The sequence below is a fragment of the Variovorax sp. GW821-FHT09D07 genome (assembly GCF_059416345.1).
In genome coordinates, this window is record NZ_JBWKOY010000001.1 from 1,189,471 (window position 1) to 1,206,213 (window position 16,743).

The window sequence follows — 16,743 nt, forward strand, 5'->3', positions numbered from 1 at the left end:
AGACGGCAACCTGCTGTGCAAAATCAAGCAGCCAGCTTGGCCTTGACCTGCTCCACGATGCCGGCAAAAGCGGCCTTGTCGTGCACGGCGATGTCCGCAAGCATCTTGCGGTCGATCTCGATACCGGCCTTGCGGATGCCGTTGGCGAACTGGCTGTAGGTCAGGCCCAGTTCACGCGAGGCGGCGTTGATACGCGCGATCCACAGCTGACGGAACACGCGCTTCTTGGTACGGCGGTCACGGTAGGCGTATTGCCCAGCCTTCATCACCGCCTGTTTGGCGACGCGGAAGACATTACCGCGGCGACCGCGAAAACCCTTGGCGAGTGCGAGAACTTTTTTGTGGCGGGCGCGAGCCGTTACACCACGTTTGACGCGAGGCATGTGTGTACTCCTTGTTCGTCTGAGTTAAATGCCACGACCGGGCAGCATGGCGGCGACAGAAACCATGTTGGTCTCATGCACTGCGACTGCACCACGCAGGTGACGCTTGTTCTTGGTGGTCTTCTTCGTCAAGATGTGACGCTTGAAGGCTTGACCGCGCTTGACGGTGCCACCGGGACGAACGCGGAAACGTTTTTTCGCGCTGCTCTTGGTCTTCATTTTGGGCATGTAAATGCTCCTTTAGTTTGTGCTCGTGAGGCGCCGCGGATACTCCACGGACTTGTTGGCCCCGAGACACTTCTTTATCTCGCCCTCGCCTGCACTTCTTTCGAAATGCGGGCCAAGGCGAAATCCCTTCAAAACCCGTCTACTGCAAATGCCTCAGGCGGTTGCCGTGGGCGCTGCTGCCGGCGCAGCATCTGCTGCCGGCTTCGGCGCCGCGCCGCCAACCTTCTTGCGGCCCGGAGCGATCATCATGATCATCTGACGGCCTTCCAGCTTCGGGAACTGCTCGACCATGATCGTGTCGCCCAGCTCGTCGCGAATGCGCTGCAAGAGTGCCAGACCGAGCTCCTGGTGCGTGATCTCGCGGCCGCGGAAGCGCAGCGTGATCTTGCATTTGTCGCCCTCTTCAAGAAAGCGCCTGATGTTGCGCATCTTGATGTTGTAGTCGCCATCGTCGGTACCGGGCCGGAACTTGATTTCCTTGACCTCGATGACCTTCTGCTTCGACTTCGCCTCGGCTGCCTTTTTCTGCTCGTGGTACTTGAACTTCCCGTACTCGATCAGGCGGCACACGGGCGGATTGGCCGCAGCAACGACCTCCACCAGATCCACGTCAGCCTCACCCGCAAGGCGCAAGGCTTCGGAAAGGCTCATGACACCCAATGGCTCGTTTTCCGGGCCGACCAGGCGGACTTCCGGGGCCATGATTTCCCGGTTCAGGCGGTGTTGGCGTTCCTCGCGGTGGCGGCGGTCGCGAAATGCAGTAGCGATGGTCAGAATCCTTCAAAGTTTGCTACAAAATCTGTAGCGATCGCCGCTCAGTCTTCGCGGACAGGCGGCACGAGATGGCAGAGAAACATATGGGGTGTTTCAGAGACAAATCAACGCTTGTCAGCAACGTCCTGGACGAGCCGTTGCGTGAACGATTCGAGGGACATTGCACCGAGGTCTTGATTGCCCCGGGCGCGCACTGCGACGGCACCTGCTTCCTTTTCCTTGTCACCCACGACGAGGATGTAAGGGAGCTTTTGCAACGAATGCTTCCGTATTTTATACGTAATCTTTTCGTTGTGCAGATCCAGCTGAACTCTAAGCCCTTGATTTTGCAGCGTTTTCGCAACTTGCGCAGCGTAGTCGGCCTGCCCTTCGCTGATATTGAGCACTGCCACCTGCACCGGAGCGAGCCATGCGGGCATGGCGCCGGAGTGGTGTTCGATGAGCATGCCGATGAAGCGCTCGAGGCTGCCGACAATGGCGCGGTGCAGCATCACCGGGTGAGCCCGACCGCTCGATTCCGTGACGTACTCGCCGCCCAGGCGCTCGGCCGTGTTGAAGTCGACCTGCATCGTGCCGCACTGCCAGTGGCGGCCGATGGCGTCGCGCAGCGTGTACTCGATCTTCGGGCCGTAGAAGGCGCCGTCGCCGGGCGAGATGACGAAGTCGACACCCGAGCGGCGCAGCGATTCCATCACCGCGTGCTCAGCCTTGTCCCACAGCTCGTCGGAGCCGACGCGGTTCTCGGGCCGCGTCGCGACCTTGTAGAGGATGTCCGTGAAGCCGAAGTCGGCATAGACCTTCTGCAGCTGCGCCGTGTAGGCGATGCATTCGTCGAGGATCTGGTCTTCCGTGCAGAAGATGTGGCCGTCGTCCTGCGTGAAGCCGCGCACGCGCATGATGCCGTGCAGCGCGCCGCTGGGTTCGTTGCGGTGGCACTGGCCGAACTCGCCGTAGCGCAGCGGCAGGTCGCGGTAGCTGCGCAGGTCGCTCTTGAAGATCAGCACGTGGCCCGGGCAGTTCATCGGCTTGAGCGCGTACTCGCGCTTCTCCGACTCCGTCGTGAACATGTTGTCACGGTAGTTCTGCCAGTGGCCCGTCTTCTCCCACAGGCTCTTGTCGAGAATCTGCGGGCCCTTCACTTCCCAGTAACCCGTGTCGCGATAGATGCCGCGCATGTACTGCTCGACCTGCTGCCAGACCGCCCAGCCCTTGGGGTGCCAGAACACCACGCCTGGCGCCACTTCATCGATGTGGAACAGGTCGAGTTCCTTGCCCAGCTTGCGGTGGTCGCGCTTCTCGGCTTCCTCGATGCGCTGGATGTACTGGTCCAGCTGCTTCTTGTCGGCCCAGGCCGTGCCGTAGATGCGCTGCAGCTGCTCGTTCTTGGCGTCGCCGCGCCAGTAGGCGCCGGCCAGCTTCGTGAGCTTGAACACCTTCAGGAAGCGCGTGTTCGGCACGTGCGGGCCGCGGCACATGTCGACGTATTCCTGGTGGTAGTACAGGCCCATGGCCTGCTCGTCGGGCATGTCTTCGACCAGGCGCAGCTTGTAGTCCTCGCCGCGCGACTTGAAGACCTCGATGACTTCCGCACGCGGCGTCATCTTCTTGATCACGTCGTAGTCCTGCGCGATCAGCTCGCGCATGCGCGCCTCGATGGCGGCCATGTCCTCGGGCGTGAACGGGCGCTCGAACGAGATGTCGTAGTAGAAACCTTCGTCGATCACCGGCCCGATGACCATCTTGGCCGTCGGGTACAGCTGCTTCACCGCGTGGCCGACCAGGTGGGCCGTCGAGTGGCGGATGATCTCCAGGCCCTCGTCGTCCTTGGGCGTGATGATCTGCAGCCTGGCGTCGCGGTCGATGACGTCGCTGGCATCGACGAGCTTGCCGTCGATCTTGCCGGCCACCGTCATCTTGGCGAGGCCGGGGCCGATGGACTGGGCCACTTCGGCCACCGAAACCGGGCCGGGGAACTCGCGGCGCGAGTTGTCGGGGAGCGTGATCTGGATCATGTGAAAACCTCGGGGAGAAAAACAAAAAAGCGCGGTGGATGCCGCGCTTTGCTTGGTTGGTGCGCTGGAAAAACCAGCGAGCGCGGGGCTACCGGCCCTTTCCTTCGAAGAAGAAAAAGCCGCTGAATCCTTGCGGGGTAGTTCGCGGTGTCATAACCAAGGTGCCTTTCTCGCTCTTGTTGAGTGCAGAGTGGGCGATTCTAGCCGCTGCCCGCTTCAGCCGCGCGCCTCGAACAGGAGGCTGGAAACGCACTGCCCGACCAGCCCGCCGCGGTCGTGCAGCTGCCCGACGGCATAGCCCGTGCCCATCGGGCCCGCAAGCGTGAGGCTGCGCGGCGCCAGCCGCAGGTTGATCGTCAGGTCGGCATTGACGAAGCCCAGCCGCGCCGGATGCGCCCACTGCGAGATGCCCGCCACGAGATCGGCCGCCGAGGCCACCTGGGCCAGTGGCGATGCGGCCTCGGCGTCGACCAGCGGCCGGCCCAGGCGCAACCATGCCGCAGCCGGGCCGGGCTCGAGGATCTGCCCGCGCGCCATGCGCACGTCCACGCCGGCGAAGAACGGGCTCATGCGGGATGCCGCCACGGGAATGGGCAGGCCCTCTTCCGGCGGTGCGAATGTCGCGGCGGCGAAGGCGTCGGCGGCCGGCAGCGCGGGCGTCTGCCCGCTGCGCAGCAGCAAGGCGGTGCACCGCAGCACCACCTTGCCGTCCTGGATCATGTCGAACGCCACCGTGCGCGCCTTGGCGCCGTCGCGCAGCAGGGTGAATTCGAGCGTGATCGGTGCCCGACTTGCCGGGCGCCAGAAATCGAAGCTCAACCGCGCCACCTCGCGGCCGCGGCTCGCCTCGTGCGCCTGGAGCGCGCGCACGAGCAAGGCGGCGGTCGCGCTGCCCTGCAGGGCGTCGGCGGACCACGGGCCGATGGCCGCCTCGGTGGGCACGAAGCGTTCGCCATCGCTGACGAACACCGGGTCGCCGACGGGCGTCGCCATGGGCTGCACCTGCACGCTCACCACGCCGCGGCCGCCACGTTCTTGAGGCCCAGCACCTCGATCGGCTCGATCGAGGGCGGCCCGGCGAACAGCTCGGGCGCCTGCGCCATCAGGGCCTGGGCGATCGGGCCGGTCAGGTGGGCCTGGCGGCCGGCTTCGTCCTCGAACGCATCGAACACACCGAAGGTGCTGGGCGACAGCCGCAGCGCAAACCAGATCGGCGTGGTCTTTTCCTCGCGCGCCATGGCCAGGCCGGCCACGAGGAATTGCTGGACGGCGGCTTCCTTGCCGGGCTTGGCTTCGAGGCGGGCGAACAGTGCGAACTTGATCATGGGACATCTCCTGGGGTGGACAACAACGGCGCACGGGATTGCGCGGCGCTGGCATGGACTCTAGGCAAGCCTCGCCCTCTGGACCATTGGCTTTTTTGACATCTTTGGTATCGTTATTGCCATGAAACTCGATGTCCTCGCCCTCGACGGCGTGTTCGACTCCGGCCTGGCCACGGTGCTCGATGTCTTCACCACCGCGAACGAACTCGCCGCCATGCTGCAGCTCGACGTGGCACCTTTCGAGGTCACCATCGTGGGCACCCGCAAGCGCGTGCGCACCGCCCAGGGCTTCACCGTGCCGGTGGCGCACACGCTGGCCGACACCGGCGCCGCCACCGACTGGCTCGTCGTCCCGGCGCTCGGCTGCAAGATGCCCGAGACGCTGGAGCCCGCCCTGCAACGCGCCGACGTCCGCGATGCCTGCGCGGCACTGCGCGCGCGCGCCGAAGACGGCGGCTGCATCGCCGCCGCGTGCATCGGCACCTTCGTGCTGGCGGAAGCCGGCGTGCTCGCGGGTCACAAGGCGACCACCACCTGGTGGCTGGCCACCCTCTTCCGGCAGCGCTACCCGGCGGTGCTGCTCGACGATTCGCGCATGCTGGTCAGCTCGGGGCCGCTCGTCACGGCGGGTGCGGCGCTGAGCCACGTCGACATGGCGCTGTGGCTGGTGCGCCAGGCCAGCCCCGAACTCGCGGCGCTGGTCGCGCGCTACCTCATCGTGGACTCGCGCCCCTCGCAGTCGGCCTACGTGATCTCCGACCACCTCTCGCACGCAGACCCGCTGGTGGAGCGCTTCGAACGCTGGGCGCGCGGCCGGCTGGCCGAGGGTTTCTCGCTCGACGAAGCGGCGCAAGCCGCGGGCACCAGCAAGCGCACGCTGGCCCGGCGCATGCAGCAGGTGCTCGGCAAGAGCCCGCTGTCGTACGTGCAGGACCTGCGCGTCGAACGCGCCGTGCACCTGCTCAAGACCAGCAACAAGAGCCTCGAGCAGATCGCGGGCATGGTCGGCTATGCAGACGGCGTCACGTTGCGCACGTTGCTGCGCCAGCGGCTGGGGCGCGGCGTGCGCGAGGTGCGGCTCGAGGCCTGAGCCTGGCCCGTCGAGCGCCCACGAAAAAAGCCCGGCACGGGGCCGGGCTTGGGGGCGACAGCGCAACGCGCCGTCACTCAACGATCAGCGAAGGCAGCTCAGTGGAACTGTTCTTCTTCGGTCGAACCGGTCAGCGCCTTCACGCTGGACGAGCCGCCCTGGATCACCGTGGTCACGTCGTCGAAGTAGCCGGCGCCGACTTCCTGCTGGTGCGACACGAAGGTGTAGCCCTTGTCGCGTGCGGCGAACTCGGGTTCCTGCACCATGTTCACGTAGTGCTTCATGCCTTCGCCGTTGGCATACGCGTGGGCGAACTGGAAGGTGTTGAACCAGTTGATGTGGATGCCGGCCAGCGTGATGAACTGGTACTTGTAGCCCAGTGCCGACAGGTCTTCCTGGAACGAGGCGATCTGCTTGTCGTCCAGGTTCTTCTTCCAGTTGAACGACGGCGAGCAGTTGTACGACAGCAGCTTGCCGGGGCAGGCGGCGTGCACGGCTTGCGCGAATTCACGGGCAAAGCCGATGTCCGGCACGCCGGTCTCGCACCACACCAGGTCGGCGTACGGAGCGTAGGCCACGCCGCGGCTGATGGCTTGCTCCAGGCCGTTCTTGACGCGGTAGAAGCCTTCTTGCGTGCGCTCGCCGGTCAGGAAAGGCTTGTCGTTGGCGTCGTGGTCCGACGTGATCAGGTTCGCGGCTTCCGCATCGGTGCGGGCCAGGACGATGGTCGACACGCCCATGACGTCGGCGGCGAAACGTGCCGAGATCAGCTTCTCGCAGGCTTCCTGCGTCGGCACGAGCACCTTGCCACCCATGTGGCCGCACTTCTTGACGGCAGCCAGCTGGTCTTCGAAGTGCACGCCGGCAGCGCCCGACGCGATCATGTTCTTCATCAGTTCGAAGGCGTTCAGCACGCCGCCGAAGCCGGCTTCAGCGTCCGCGACGATCGGCAGGAAGTAGTCGATGAATTCCTTGTCGCCCGGGTTGATGCCACGGCCCCACTGGATTTCGTCGGCGCGCTTGAAGGTGTTGTTGATGCGACGGACCATCGTCGGCACCGAGTCGTAGGCGTACAGCGACTGGTCGGGGTACATCGTTTCGGACGTGTTGCCGTCGGCGGCGACTTGCCAGCCCGACAGGTACACGGCTTCGAGGCCGGCCTTGGCTTGCTGCATGGCCTGGCCAGCAGAGATCGCGCCGAAGGCGTTCACGTAGCCCTTCTTGGCACCGCCGTTGATCTTGGCCCAGAGCTTTTCAGCGCCGCGCTTGGCCAGCGTGTGCTCGATGGGGAGCGAACCGCGCAGGCGAACCACGTCGGCTGCGCTGTAGCCGCGCTTCACGCCCTTCCAGCGCGGGTTGGTGGCCCAGTCCTTTTCGAGGGCGGCAATTTGCTGTTCGCGGCTCAGTTGTTCGTTCAGGGTCTGGGGCATGGTCACTCCGTGAGGTTGATTGAAGGTTGGCGTTGCGGCCGTGGGGTTACTGTAATCCGATTGCGGACTCTTATGTCTTATAGAAGACATATTTTTGAACCAACAAAATCAACAACTTACGGAGATATTTCTCAATGAGAAATTATTTTTCTCATATCGAGAAAAAATATTGCGGCGCAGCAGTTCGGATTTTCGCGATGCGGAATCACTCTTTCGGTTGTGAAAACCACGCCTATCCCGCAGCGCCCGCCGCATGCGCGATCCAGTCGCCGCTGTCGATCACATGGCGGCCCGCGATGCGCGTCGGATGGATCTCGTAGACCAGGCAGTCGATCGATTGCCCGCCCACCGCCACGCGCACGCGGCGCCGGATGTACTCGCCCGAATCGTCGTCGGCCACTTCCTCGAGCCGGTCGAGTTCGCGCTCGACCTGCGGCGCGATGCGATAGACCTCGCCCCTCACGCGGCCCGCGCCGCCGAGCACCACGCCCGGGTACGCACCCAGGTCGTACAGCGTGCCCGCGATGACGGCTTCGCCGACGAACACCGGCGCCGGCCGGTAGCGCGCGATGTCGTTGCGCCCGCCGCGCCGCAGCGTGCCGTAGACAAGAACGTGGGGCATCATCGAATCCATCCGATCAACAACCAGCGCCCAGTCTATTGAACCCCGCCGCTTCCACCTCCGGCCGCCTCGTGGCCTACGGCTGCCTGGCCTTGAGCATGTCGCTCGTCGGCATCTACGTCGCCCTCTCCAAGCCGCTGGTGGCAGCCTTCCCGGTGCTGCTGCTGGCGTGGCTGCGCTTCGGCATCGCGGCGCTCGCCATGCCGCATTGGCTCCAACCCACGCCCGACGAGCCGCCCATGAGCGCACGCACGCGCGGGCTCGTGTTCCTCGAGTCCTTCCTCGGCAACTTCCTGTTCTCGATCTGCATGCTGTTCGGCGTGAGCCTCACCAGCGCCGTGTCGGCGGGCGTAATCATGGCGTCGATCCCCGCCGTGGTCGCGGTGGCGAGCTGGCTCTTCCTGCGCGAGCGCATCACGGCGCGCATCGGGCTGGCCATCGGCTGCGCCGCGCTCGGCATCGGCCTGCTCGCGTTCACGCCGACGCATGCACCGACCGCCACCGGCAGCGCGGCCGGTGCGCCGTCGATGCCCTGGCTGGGCAACCTGCTCGTGTTCTGCGCGGTGCTCTGCGAGGCCGCCTACGCGGTGATCGGCAAGTCGCTCACCGGCAAGCTGGGGCCCAAGCGCATCGCGTCGCTCATCAACCTGTGGGGCTTCGTGCTGTCGATGCCCTTCGGCATCTGGTTCGCGCTGCAGTTCGACTTCACCGCCGTGCGCTTCGGCACCTGGGCGCTGCTGGTCGCCTACGCACTGGCCGCCAGCATCTGGACCGTGTGGCTGTGGATGACCGGACTTCGCCACGTACCAGCGGCACAAGCGGGTGTCTTCACTGTGCTGCTGCCCGTCAGCGCGGCCCTCGTGGGCGTGCTCGTGCTCGGGGAAAACCTCACTTCGCCGCAGCTGCTTGCCTTCGCGATCGCCCTCGTGGGCGTGGTGCTGGCGACGTGGCCGGGGCGACGAACGTGAACAACGTCCCTTCTCCCCTCTGAAAAAACAACAGCTCCCAATGAAAAAAGCGCTTTTTCCCTTGGAAACGCGTTTTTTCTCATTTAGCATCCGCATTGCCACTGGAGACGCAAGTTTTTCATTGGTGAACGTTCAACCAAAAAAGGAAATCAACCATGGCAACTGCAAAGAAGGCTCCGGCCAAGAAAGCTCCGGCAAAGAAGGCCGCTCCCGCAAAGAAGGCTGCGGCTCCTGCAAAGAAGGCCGCACCGGCCAAGAAGGCAGCGGCGCCCGCCAAGAAGGCTGCTCCTGCAAAGAAGGCTGCACCGGCGAAGAAGGCTCCTGCAAAGAAGGCCGCTCCCGCCAAGAAGCGCACCCCCAACGCTGCGTTCATGAAGGCCCTGACCCCCAGCCCGGCTCTGGCCGCTGTGGTCGGTTCGACGCCTCTGCCGCGCACCGCTGTGGTGAGCAAGCTGTGGGACTACATCAAGAAGAACAACCTGCAAGACAAGGCCAACAAGCGCAACATCAACGCCGACGCCAAGCTGAAGGAAATCTTCGGCAAGGCCCAGGTTTCGATGTTCGAACTGGCTGCGCTGATTGGCAAGCACGTCAAGTAAGCGTTCGGGGGCCTTGTGCTCCTGAGTCAAAAAGCCCGCGTCATGCGGGCTTTTTTTTCGCCTGCAGCAAGCCCTCGCCCGCCTCGAAGAAGCGCGCGGGCGTGCAGCCGAAGTGCTTGCGGAAGGCCTCGATGAAGGCACTCACCGAGCTGTAGCCCACCGTCAGCGCCACCGCCGTCACCGGCTCGCGCAGGCTCAGCATCTCGACGCCCTTGAGCAGGCGCGCCTGCTGGCGCCATTGCGTGAAGCTCAGCCCGGTCTCGGCGGCGAAGCGGCGCGTGAGCGTGCGACGGGCCATGCCGATGCGATCGGCCCAGTCGTCGATGCCGTCGGCCAGTGACGGATCGTCTGCCAGCGCACGCGCCATCGCCACCAGCCGCGGGTCCTGCGGCATCGGCAGATGCAGCGACTCGCGCCCGCCGGCCGCCAGTTCGTCGATCAGCACACCCACCAAGCGCGCGCGACGGGGCTCCAGCAGTGCATCGGATGCCTCCAGCGACATCAGCCGCGCCACCAGCTCACGCACCAGCGGCGTGGCGGCAAAGACGTGCGGCCCGTCCGGCAAGGCCTGCGCAACCGACGCATCGATGTGCAGGTGCCATCCCGCCGTGGCCCCGAAGCTCTGAGCGGCATGGGCGCAGCGCGGCGCGATCCAGCCGATCCATCCTGGTGGCTGCACCCAGCGCCCAGCAGGCGTCTCGATGACCTGCAGGCCTTCGCGCAACGCGAACAGCTGGCCGGTCTCGTGTGCGTGGCAGCCCGTGACGCGCGGTGCCTCGTGCGTGTAGCGCCAGAGCGTTGCAGGCGATTCAGCCGCCATGGTTGGCCCGCAGTCGGTATCGATTGGCCCCGCGCCGCAAGCCAGGCAGCGCCCTGCTGCCTAGCATCGGACGCACCTCCACCCGACTCACCAAGGAACCGCCATGAAAGCGCAAGACATCATTCCCGACGGCCAAGACTTCACCGTCATCGACGGCCACACCGTGCGCAAGGGCTCGGTCGGCGCCTTCCTCGCCAATGCGCGCGTGCTCGAAGACCCGAACGCCACGGCCGACGAACGCCGCGTCGCCCGCGACGACCTCGCGGCGCTGATCCCCACGCTCGATGCGCTCGGCCTGTTCAACGTCTTCGAACTGCGCTCGCCCGCGCTGCGCGACGAGGTGGCCCGCCATCGCGTGACGCTCAGCCCTGCGCCTGCTGCTTCGCCGCGCGCGTGATCGACGCCAGCGTGCCGCGCGTGGTGATCACTTCGGGGTCGAGCGGGATTTCGATCAGCGTGCCCGTGTCGGCCGCCAGCGCACGCAGCAGCGCCGCCTCGAACTGCGCCGTCTCGGTAACGCGCTCGGCCGCGTAGCCGTAGGCGCGCGCCAGGCCGCAGAAGTCGGGGTTGCGCAGCGCGGTGCCGCTGGTGCGCTCGGGGTACTCGCGCTCCTGGTGCATGCGGATCGTGCCGAACATGCCGTTGTTGAGCAGCACGACGATGCTCTTGCCGCCGTGCTGCGAGGCCGTGGCCAGCTCCTGCCCGTTCATCAGGAAATCGCCGTCGCCCGCGATCGTGAAGGCCACGCGCCCGGTGGCGATGCTCGCGGCAATGCCCGCCGGCACGCCGTAGCCCATCGCGCCGCTGGTGGGCGCCAGCTGCGTCTTGGCGCCCTTGGCGAGCCCGTGGTAGCGGAAGTAGCGGTGCACCCAGCTCGCGAAGTTGCCGGCGCCGTTGGTGATGGCCGCATCCGCCGGCAGGTGCTTCTGCAGCAGCGCCACCACGACCGCCATGTCGACCGCCCCGCGCGGCGTCTCGGCCGGCATGCCGGTGAGCGCCTGCGGCTGCAGCCAGGCTTCGTAGTCGGCGTGCAACTGCTGCGTCCAGGCTTCCCATGGCAGCGAGGGCGGCGCGCTCAGCACCTCGAGGCTGCGCGCCGCGGCGCTCATGCCGGCGTTGATCGCCAGGTCGGCCTGGTAGACGCGGTTCAGCTCCTCGGCGCTCGCATGGATGTGCACCAGCGTCTGCTTGGCCTTCGGCGCTTCGAGCAGCGTGTAGCCGCCGGTCGTCATCTCGCCCAGGCGCGGGCCGATGGCCAGGACCAGGTCGGCGTCCTTCACATGCTGCGCGAGCTTCGGGTTGATGGCGATGCCCACGTCGCCCGCGTACTGCGGGTGGTGGTTGTCGAAGGTGTCCTGGAAGCGGAAGGCGTTTGCCACCGGCAGGCGCCAGTTCTCGGCGAAGCGCTGCAGCGCCTGCGCGGCTTGCGGCGTCCAGCCGCCGCCGCCGGCGATCAGCAGCGGGCGCTGCGACTTCAGCAGCAACTCGCGCAACGTGCGCAGCGCGCCCGGGTCGCTCCACGGCTGGACCGCCTCCACGCGCGCCAGCGGCCGTGCCGCCGTCTCGGTGCGCAGCATGTCCTCGGGCAGCACCAGCACGACCGGGCCCGGCCGGCCGTTCATCGCGGTGGCGAAGGCGCGCGCGATGTACTCGGGAATGCGGTCGGCGTCGTCGATGCGCTCCACGCGCTTGGCAAAGCCCTTGGTGCTCGGCCCGAAGAAGCTGGCGTAGTCCACCTCCTGGAAGGCCTCGCGGTCGCGGAAGTCGCTGCCGACGTCGCCCACGAACAGGACCATCGGCGTCGAATCCTGGAACGCGTTGTGCACGCCGATCGAGGCATTGGTCGCGCCCGGCCCGCGCGTCACGAAGCACACGCCCGGGCGCCCCGTGAGCTTGCCGTGCGCCTCGGCCATGAAGGCCGCGCCGCCCTCCTGCCGGTTCACCACGAAACGCGCGCGGTCGCGGTAGGCATGGAAGCCGTCGAGCACCGCCAGGAAGCTCTCGCCCGGCACGCCGAAGGCGAGTTGCATGCCTTGTTCGACCAGGCACTCGACGATCAGGTGGCCCGCGGGTTGTGATGTACTCATGGAAAGTTCGAACCTCAGTTGCAAATGTCTCCGGCGATTATGTGTGCCTGCCTTCCACGCCTTGTCTTAATTCCCCAATTGGTTAAATTCGCGTCATGAAGGCCCCCAAGGACTCTTTGCCCGAAACGCTCGAGCCGCGCTCGCGCGACGCCGACCGCTCGCAACTGGCCATCCTCGCCTCGGCGCGCGACGAGTTCGCCGCACGCGGCCTGGCCGGTGCGCGCATGGACAGCATCGCCGAGCGCGCGGGCCTGAACAAGCGCCTCATCTACTACTACTTCGGCAGCAAGGACGACCTGTTCCTGGCCGTGCTGGAGCGCGTGTACGCCGACATCCGCGCCGCCGAGCAGCGCCTGCACCTGGACGAGATCGAGCCCGTCGAGGCGATCCGCCAGCTGGTGTCGTTCACCTGGCACTACTACCTGGAGCATCCCGAGTTCATCACGCTGCTCAACAGCGAGAACCTGCACGGCGCGGCGCACCTGAAGCGCTCCGAGCGCATCCAGGAGATGAACTCGCCGCTGGTGCAGCTGCTCGACACCGTGCTGGAGCGCGGCAAGAAGGACAACCTCTTTCGCGCCGGCGTCGACCCCGTGCAGCTGTACATATCGATCGCCTCGCTGTGCTACTTCTACCTCTCGAACAACCACACGCTGTCGGCCATCTTCGGGCGTGACCTGCGAGCCCCCAAGGCGATGGCGCAACGCCTCTCGCACATGACCGACCTCGTGCTGGGCTACGTCCTGCACTGAGCCTTCGGGCGCCCCAGGCGCCCTTTTCCACGCCTCCGGGTTTTCACCAAGCAGCGTCAGTTGACGCTGCGGCGCAGCCCTTCCTACAATTCACTAATTCACTCAATGGTGAATTGATGACTCAAGAACTGCGGCCCGACCGCGCGGAGACAACCTTGAAGCAATTTGCACGCACCACCCTCCTGGCCTCGCTGACCTGCCTGGCCGCCCTGCTGCCGGGCCTGGCCGCAGCGCAGAACGGCTACCCCACCAAGCCGATCCGCGTGATCGTTCCCTTCGCCGCCGGCAGCACGACGGACATCATTGCCCGCGCCATCGCCGACAAGATGGGCACCAGCATGGGCCAGGCGCTGATCATCGAGAACCGCGGCGGCGCCAGCGGCACCATCGGCCAGCAGGCGGTGGCCACCGCCGCACCCGACGGCTACACGGTGATGATCCATTCGTCGTCGCACACGGTGAGCCCGTCGACCTTCGCCAAGCTGCCCTTCGATACGGTGCACGACTTCGCAGGCGTCACGCCGATCTCGTCGCTGCCCAACGCGCTGGTCATCTCGCCCAGCAAGAACATCAAGACCCTGCCGCAGCTGCTGGCCGCCGCGCGCGCCAAGCCCGGCAGCATGAACTTCGCCTCGGCCGGCCAGGGCAGCGCTACGCACCTGAACGCCGAAAAATTCAAGATGGCCGCGAAGATCGATGCGACCAACATTCCCTTCAAGGGATCGGGCGAGGCCGTCACCGAAGTGCTCTCGGGCCGCGTCGACTACTACTTCTCTCCCATCGCGCCCGTCATCGGCCAGATCAAGGAAGGCCAGCTGCTGGCGCTGGCCGTGGGCTCGCCCAAGCGCGCCGCCGCCCTGCCCGACGTGCCCACCACCACCGAGGCCGGCGTGCCCGGCTCCGAGTTCAACTTCTGGATCGGCATGATGGCGCCCGCCAAGACGCCGCGCGACATCGTCAACCGCCTGCACGACGAAGTGGTCAAGGCCCTGGCCACGCCCGAGGTGAAGGAGCGCTTCCTCAAGCTGGGCGCCGACGCCTGGACGCTCAAGCCCGAGCAGTTCGACGCCTACATCAAGGACGAGATCACCAGCAACGCGCAGCTCGTGAAGGCCGCCGGCCTCGCGGTCCAGCAGTAACAGCAGACACGCCGAGGTCTCGCGCCGCGTCGTGCACGCGGGGCAGCCCGGCCTGCCCCGGCGTTGCCACGCGCTACGCCGATCGAAGACCCTTTCTTTTTTCCCCTGCATCTCCCCAAGGAACCCACGATGGCCATCCAACGTCTCGGAATCATCATGCACGGCGTCACCGGACGCATGGGCATGAACCAGCACCTGATCCGCTCCATCTGCGCCATCCGCGCCCAGGGCGGCGTGACGCTGTCGAACGGCGACAAGGTCATGCCCGACCCGATCCTCATCGGCCGCAACGCCGAGAAGATGGAAGCGCTCGCCAAGGCCCACAACATCGCGCGCTGGGGCACCGACCTCGACCAGGCGCTCGCGAACAAGGACGACACCGTCTTCTTCGACGCCGGCACCACGCAGATGCGCCCCACGCTGCTGGCCAAGGCCATCCGCGCCGGCAAGCACGTGTACTGCGAGAAGCCGATCGCCACCAACCTCAACGAAGCCGTCGAGATCGCCCGCCTGGCCGACGAGGCCGGCAAGGCCACGGGCCTGAAGCACGGCGCGGTGCAAGACAAGCTCTTCCTGCCGGGCTTGCGCAAGCTCGACATGCTGCGCCGCGCGGGCTTCTTCGGTCGCATGCTCAGCGTGCGCCTGGAGTTCGGCTACTGGGTGTTCGAGGGCGACCTGCAGCCCATCCAGCGCCCGAGCTGGAACTACCGCAAGGAAGACGGCGGCGGCATGATCCTGGACATGATGTGCCACTGGCGCTACGTGCTGGACAACCTGTTCGGCGAGGTGAAGTCGGTATCGTGCATCGGCGCCACGCACATTCCCACGCGCTGGGACGAGGCCGGCAAGCCCTACGAGGCCACCGCCGACGACGCGGCCTACGCCACCTGCGAACTCACGGGCCACAACGGCGAGCCGGTGATCGCGCAGCTCAACATGAGCTGGGCCACGCGCGTGCGCCGCGACGACCTCGTGACCTTCCACGTCGACGGCACCGACGGCTCGGCCGTGGCGGGCCTGTCGAGCTGCCGCGCCCAGTCGCGCGTGGCCACGCCGCGACCGGTGTGGAACCCCGACGAGAAGCAGACGATGAACTTCTTCGACCAGTGGCAGGAGATTCCCGATTCGCAGGTCTACGACAACGGCTTCAAGATCCAGTGGGAACACTTCATCCGCCACGTGGTGGAAGACGCGCCCTACAAGTGGACGCTGCCCGAAGGCGCCAAGGGCGTGCAGCTGGTCGAGGCCGCGCTCGCCTCGTGGCAGGAGCGCCGCTGGATCGACGTGCCCACGCTGAAGGTCTGAGGAAGAAGACAAAGCCATGGCCCTGTCGCTGACCCTCCCCACCACGAGCGGCGCGCTCGCGCCCTACGCCCTGCGCGGCACCACGCCGGTGAAGCCCGATGCGGGCGCCAAGTTCAACCGCATCGCCTACTCGGCCGCGCACGTCGTGGCCGATCCGCTCGCCGCCATCGACCCGTGGCTGCAATGCGCGGTCGACTGGGACACCACCATCGCCTACCGCCGCCACCTGTTCTCGCTGGGCCTGGGCGTGGCCGAGGCGATGGACACCGCGCAGCGCGGCATGGGCCTGGATTGGCCCACCTCGCTCGAACTGATCCGCCGCTCGCTCGATGCGGCGAAGGACATGCCGGGCGCACTGGTCGCCTCGGGCTGCGGAACCGACCACCTCAACATCGACGACGTGAAGAGCGTCGACGACGTGATCCGCGGCTACGAAGAACAGATGGCCGCCATCGAGGCGCTCGGCGGCAAGCTGATCGTGATGGCCAGCCGCGCACTGGCCCGCGTGGCCAAGAGCCCCGCCGACTACGAGCGCGTGTACGACCGCATCCTGAGCCAGGCGAAGCAACCCGTGGTGCTGCACTGGCTGGGCGACATGTTCGACCCGGCGCTGGCGGGCTACTGGGGCACGAAGGATGTCGACGCAGCGATGGACACCGCCGTGGGCATCATCGCGGCGCACCCCGAAAAGGTCGATGGCATCAAGATTTCCCTGCTCGACAAGGACAAGGAAATCGCGATGCGCCGCCGCCTGCCGAAGGGTGTGCGCATGTACACGGGCGACGACTTCAACTACGCCGAACTGATCGCCGGCGACGGCTTCGGCAGCGAGCCGACGCACGGCAAGAGCGATGCGCTGCTGGGCATCTTCGACGCCATCGCGCCCGCCGCGAGTGCTGCGCTCGGTGCACTGGCACAAGGCAACAGCGAGAAGTTCCACGCGATCCTCGGCCCGACGGTGCCGCTGTCGCGCCACATCTTTGCGGCGCCCACGCGCTTCTACAAGACGGGCGTGGTGTTCATGGCCTGGCTCAACGGCCACCAGAAGCACTTCACGATGGTGGGCGGCCAGCAGAGCACGCGTTCGCTGCAGCACTTCGCGGAACTGTTCCGTCTCGCGGATGCGGCCAACCTGCTGGAGCAGCCCGAACTCGCGGTGTGGCGCATGAAGACGCTGCTGGCGCTGCACGGCGTGGAAGGCTGATGGCG

The 16,743-nt window shown here is 66.2% G+C and carries 18 protein-coding genes; 8 read left to right on the forward strand and 10 right to left on the reverse strand.

The window, feature by feature from the left end; all coding sequences use genetic code 11:
• Window positions 1-23: 23 nt before the first annotated feature.
• The 6 genes from rplT to AC07OX_RS05470 all read right to left on the reverse strand — a co-directional run bounded on the left by rplT (window position 24) and on the right by AC07OX_RS05470 (window position 4,722).
• Window positions 24-383, reverse strand: a complete 360-nt coding sequence (gene rplT, locus AC07OX_RS05445) for a 50S ribosomal protein L20 (RefSeq protein ID WP_007832499.1) — start codon at window positions 381-383, stop codon at window positions 24-26.
• Window positions 384-407: 24 nt separating this feature from the next.
• Complete coding sequence (gene rpmI / locus AC07OX_RS05450) at window positions 408-611, reverse strand: 50S ribosomal protein L35 (protein ID WP_007832497.1); 204 nt, start codon at window positions 609-611, stop codon at window positions 408-410.
• Between the two features lie 153 nt (window positions 612-764).
• A complete protein-coding gene (gene infC / locus AC07OX_RS05455) occupies window positions 765-1,388 on the reverse strand; it encodes a translation initiation factor IF-3 (protein WP_082818065.1) in 624 nt (207 codons plus the stop codon).
• A 101-nt stretch (window positions 1,389-1,489) separates the two neighbouring features.
• Window positions 1,490-3,397, reverse strand: a complete 1,908-nt coding sequence (thrS, locus tag AC07OX_RS05460) for a threonine--tRNA ligase (RefSeq protein WP_062473452.1) — start codon at window positions 3,395-3,397, stop codon at window positions 1,490-1,492.
• 216 nt (window positions 3,398-3,613) lie between these two features.
• Window positions 3,614-4,390, reverse strand: a complete 777-nt coding sequence (locus AC07OX_RS05465; protein WP_495260179.1) for an acyl-CoA thioesterase domain-containing protein — start codon at window positions 4,388-4,390, stop codon at window positions 3,614-3,616.
• Between the two features lie 17 nt (window positions 4,391-4,407).
• Window positions 4,408-4,722 carry a putative quinol monooxygenase gene (locus AC07OX_RS05470; protein WP_495260180.1) on the reverse strand — a complete coding sequence of 105 codons (315 nt, stop codon included), beginning with the start codon at window positions 4,720-4,722 and terminating at the stop codon, window positions 4,408-4,410.
• 121 nt (window positions 4,723-4,843) lie between these two features.
• On the opposite strand from AC07OX_RS05470, the gene AC07OX_RS05475 reads away from it, so the two are divergent.
• A complete protein-coding gene (locus tag AC07OX_RS05475) occupies window positions 4,844-5,812 on the forward strand; it encodes a GlxA family transcriptional regulator (RefSeq protein WP_495260181.1) in 969 nt (322 codons plus the stop codon).
• Window positions 5,813-5,910: 98 nt separating this feature from the next.
• On the opposite strand, the gene aceA is transcribed toward AC07OX_RS05475, so the two are convergent.
• Window positions 5,911-7,242 (reverse strand): isocitrate lyase, encoded by a 1,332-nt coding sequence (gene aceA, locus AC07OX_RS05480; protein ID WP_056579731.1) that lies wholly within the window; start codon window positions 7,240-7,242, stop codon window positions 5,911-5,913.
• Window positions 7,243-7,474: 232 nt separating this feature from the next.
• Window positions 7,475-7,867, reverse strand: coding sequence for a gamma-glutamylcyclotransferase family protein (locus tag AC07OX_RS05485; protein WP_492696663.1), 393 nt, complete (start codon window positions 7,865-7,867; stop codon window positions 7,475-7,477).
• A gap of 35 nt (window positions 7,868-7,902) precedes the next feature.
• On the opposite strand from AC07OX_RS05485, the gene AC07OX_RS05490 reads away from it, so the two are divergent.
• Both AC07OX_RS05490 and AC07OX_RS05495 read left to right on the forward strand, forming a co-directional pair.
• Window positions 7,903-8,832 carry a DMT family transporter gene (locus AC07OX_RS05490; protein WP_495260182.1) on the forward strand — a complete coding sequence of 310 codons (930 nt, stop codon included), beginning with the start codon at window positions 7,903-7,905 and terminating at the stop codon, window positions 8,830-8,832.
• 155 nt (window positions 8,833-8,987) lie between these two features.
• The gene (locus AC07OX_RS05495; protein WP_062473465.1) at window positions 8,988-9,431 is read left to right on the forward strand and encodes an SWIB/MDM2 domain-containing protein; all 444 of its coding nucleotides are present in this window, start codon (window positions 8,988-8,990) and stop codon (window positions 9,429-9,431) included.
• Window positions 9,432-9,471: 40 nt separating this feature from the next.
• Here the strand turns inward: AC07OX_RS05495 and AC07OX_RS05500 are convergent, their stop codons facing one another.
• Window positions 9,472-10,251 carry a helix-turn-helix domain-containing protein gene (locus AC07OX_RS05500; protein ID WP_495260183.1) on the reverse strand — a complete coding sequence of 260 codons (780 nt, stop codon included), beginning with the start codon at window positions 10,249-10,251 and terminating at the stop codon, window positions 9,472-9,474.
• Window positions 10,252-10,354: 103 nt separating this feature from the next.
• Here AC07OX_RS05500 and AC07OX_RS05505 point away from each other — a divergent pair, with 103 nt between their 5' ends.
• A complete protein-coding gene (locus tag AC07OX_RS05505; RefSeq protein ID WP_495260184.1) occupies window positions 10,355-10,648 on the forward strand; it encodes a hypothetical protein in 294 nt (97 codons plus the stop codon).
• Here the strand turns inward: AC07OX_RS05505 and AC07OX_RS05510 are convergent.
• Window positions 10,614-12,338 carry a thiamine pyrophosphate-binding protein gene (locus AC07OX_RS05510; protein WP_495260185.1) on the reverse strand — a complete coding sequence of 575 codons (1,725 nt, stop codon included), beginning with the start codon at window positions 12,336-12,338 and terminating at the stop codon, window positions 10,614-10,616. The genes AC07OX_RS05505 and AC07OX_RS05510 overlap by 35 nt on opposite strands.
• 95 nt (window positions 12,339-12,433) lie before the next feature.
• On the opposite strand from AC07OX_RS05510, the gene AC07OX_RS05515 reads away from it, so the two are divergent.
• The 4 genes from AC07OX_RS05515 (at window position 12,434) to AC07OX_RS05530 (ending at window position 16,738) form a co-directional block, all read left to right on the forward strand.
• Entirely contained in the window at window positions 12,434-13,090 is a 657-nt protein-coding gene (locus AC07OX_RS05515; protein WP_070061270.1) for a TetR/AcrR family transcriptional regulator, read from the forward strand.
• A 155-nt stretch (window positions 13,091-13,245) separates the two neighbouring features.
• Window positions 13,246-14,229 carry a tripartite tricarboxylate transporter substrate binding protein gene (locus tag AC07OX_RS05520; RefSeq protein WP_354345091.1) on the forward strand — a complete coding sequence of 328 codons (984 nt, stop codon included), beginning with the start codon at window positions 13,246-13,248 and terminating at the stop codon, window positions 14,227-14,229.
• A 129-nt stretch (window positions 14,230-14,358) separates the two neighbouring features.
• A complete protein-coding gene (locus tag AC07OX_RS05525) occupies window positions 14,359-15,534 on the forward strand; it encodes a Gfo/Idh/MocA family protein (protein ID WP_354345090.1) in 1,176 nt (391 codons plus the stop codon).
• Window positions 15,535-15,550: 16 nt separating this feature from the next.
• On the forward strand, window positions 15,551-16,738 hold the full coding sequence (locus AC07OX_RS05530) for a dihydrodipicolinate synthase family protein (RefSeq protein WP_495260186.1): 1,188 nt from the start codon (window positions 15,551-15,553) through the stop codon (window positions 16,736-16,738).
• Window positions 16,739-16,743: the final 5 nt, after the last annotated feature.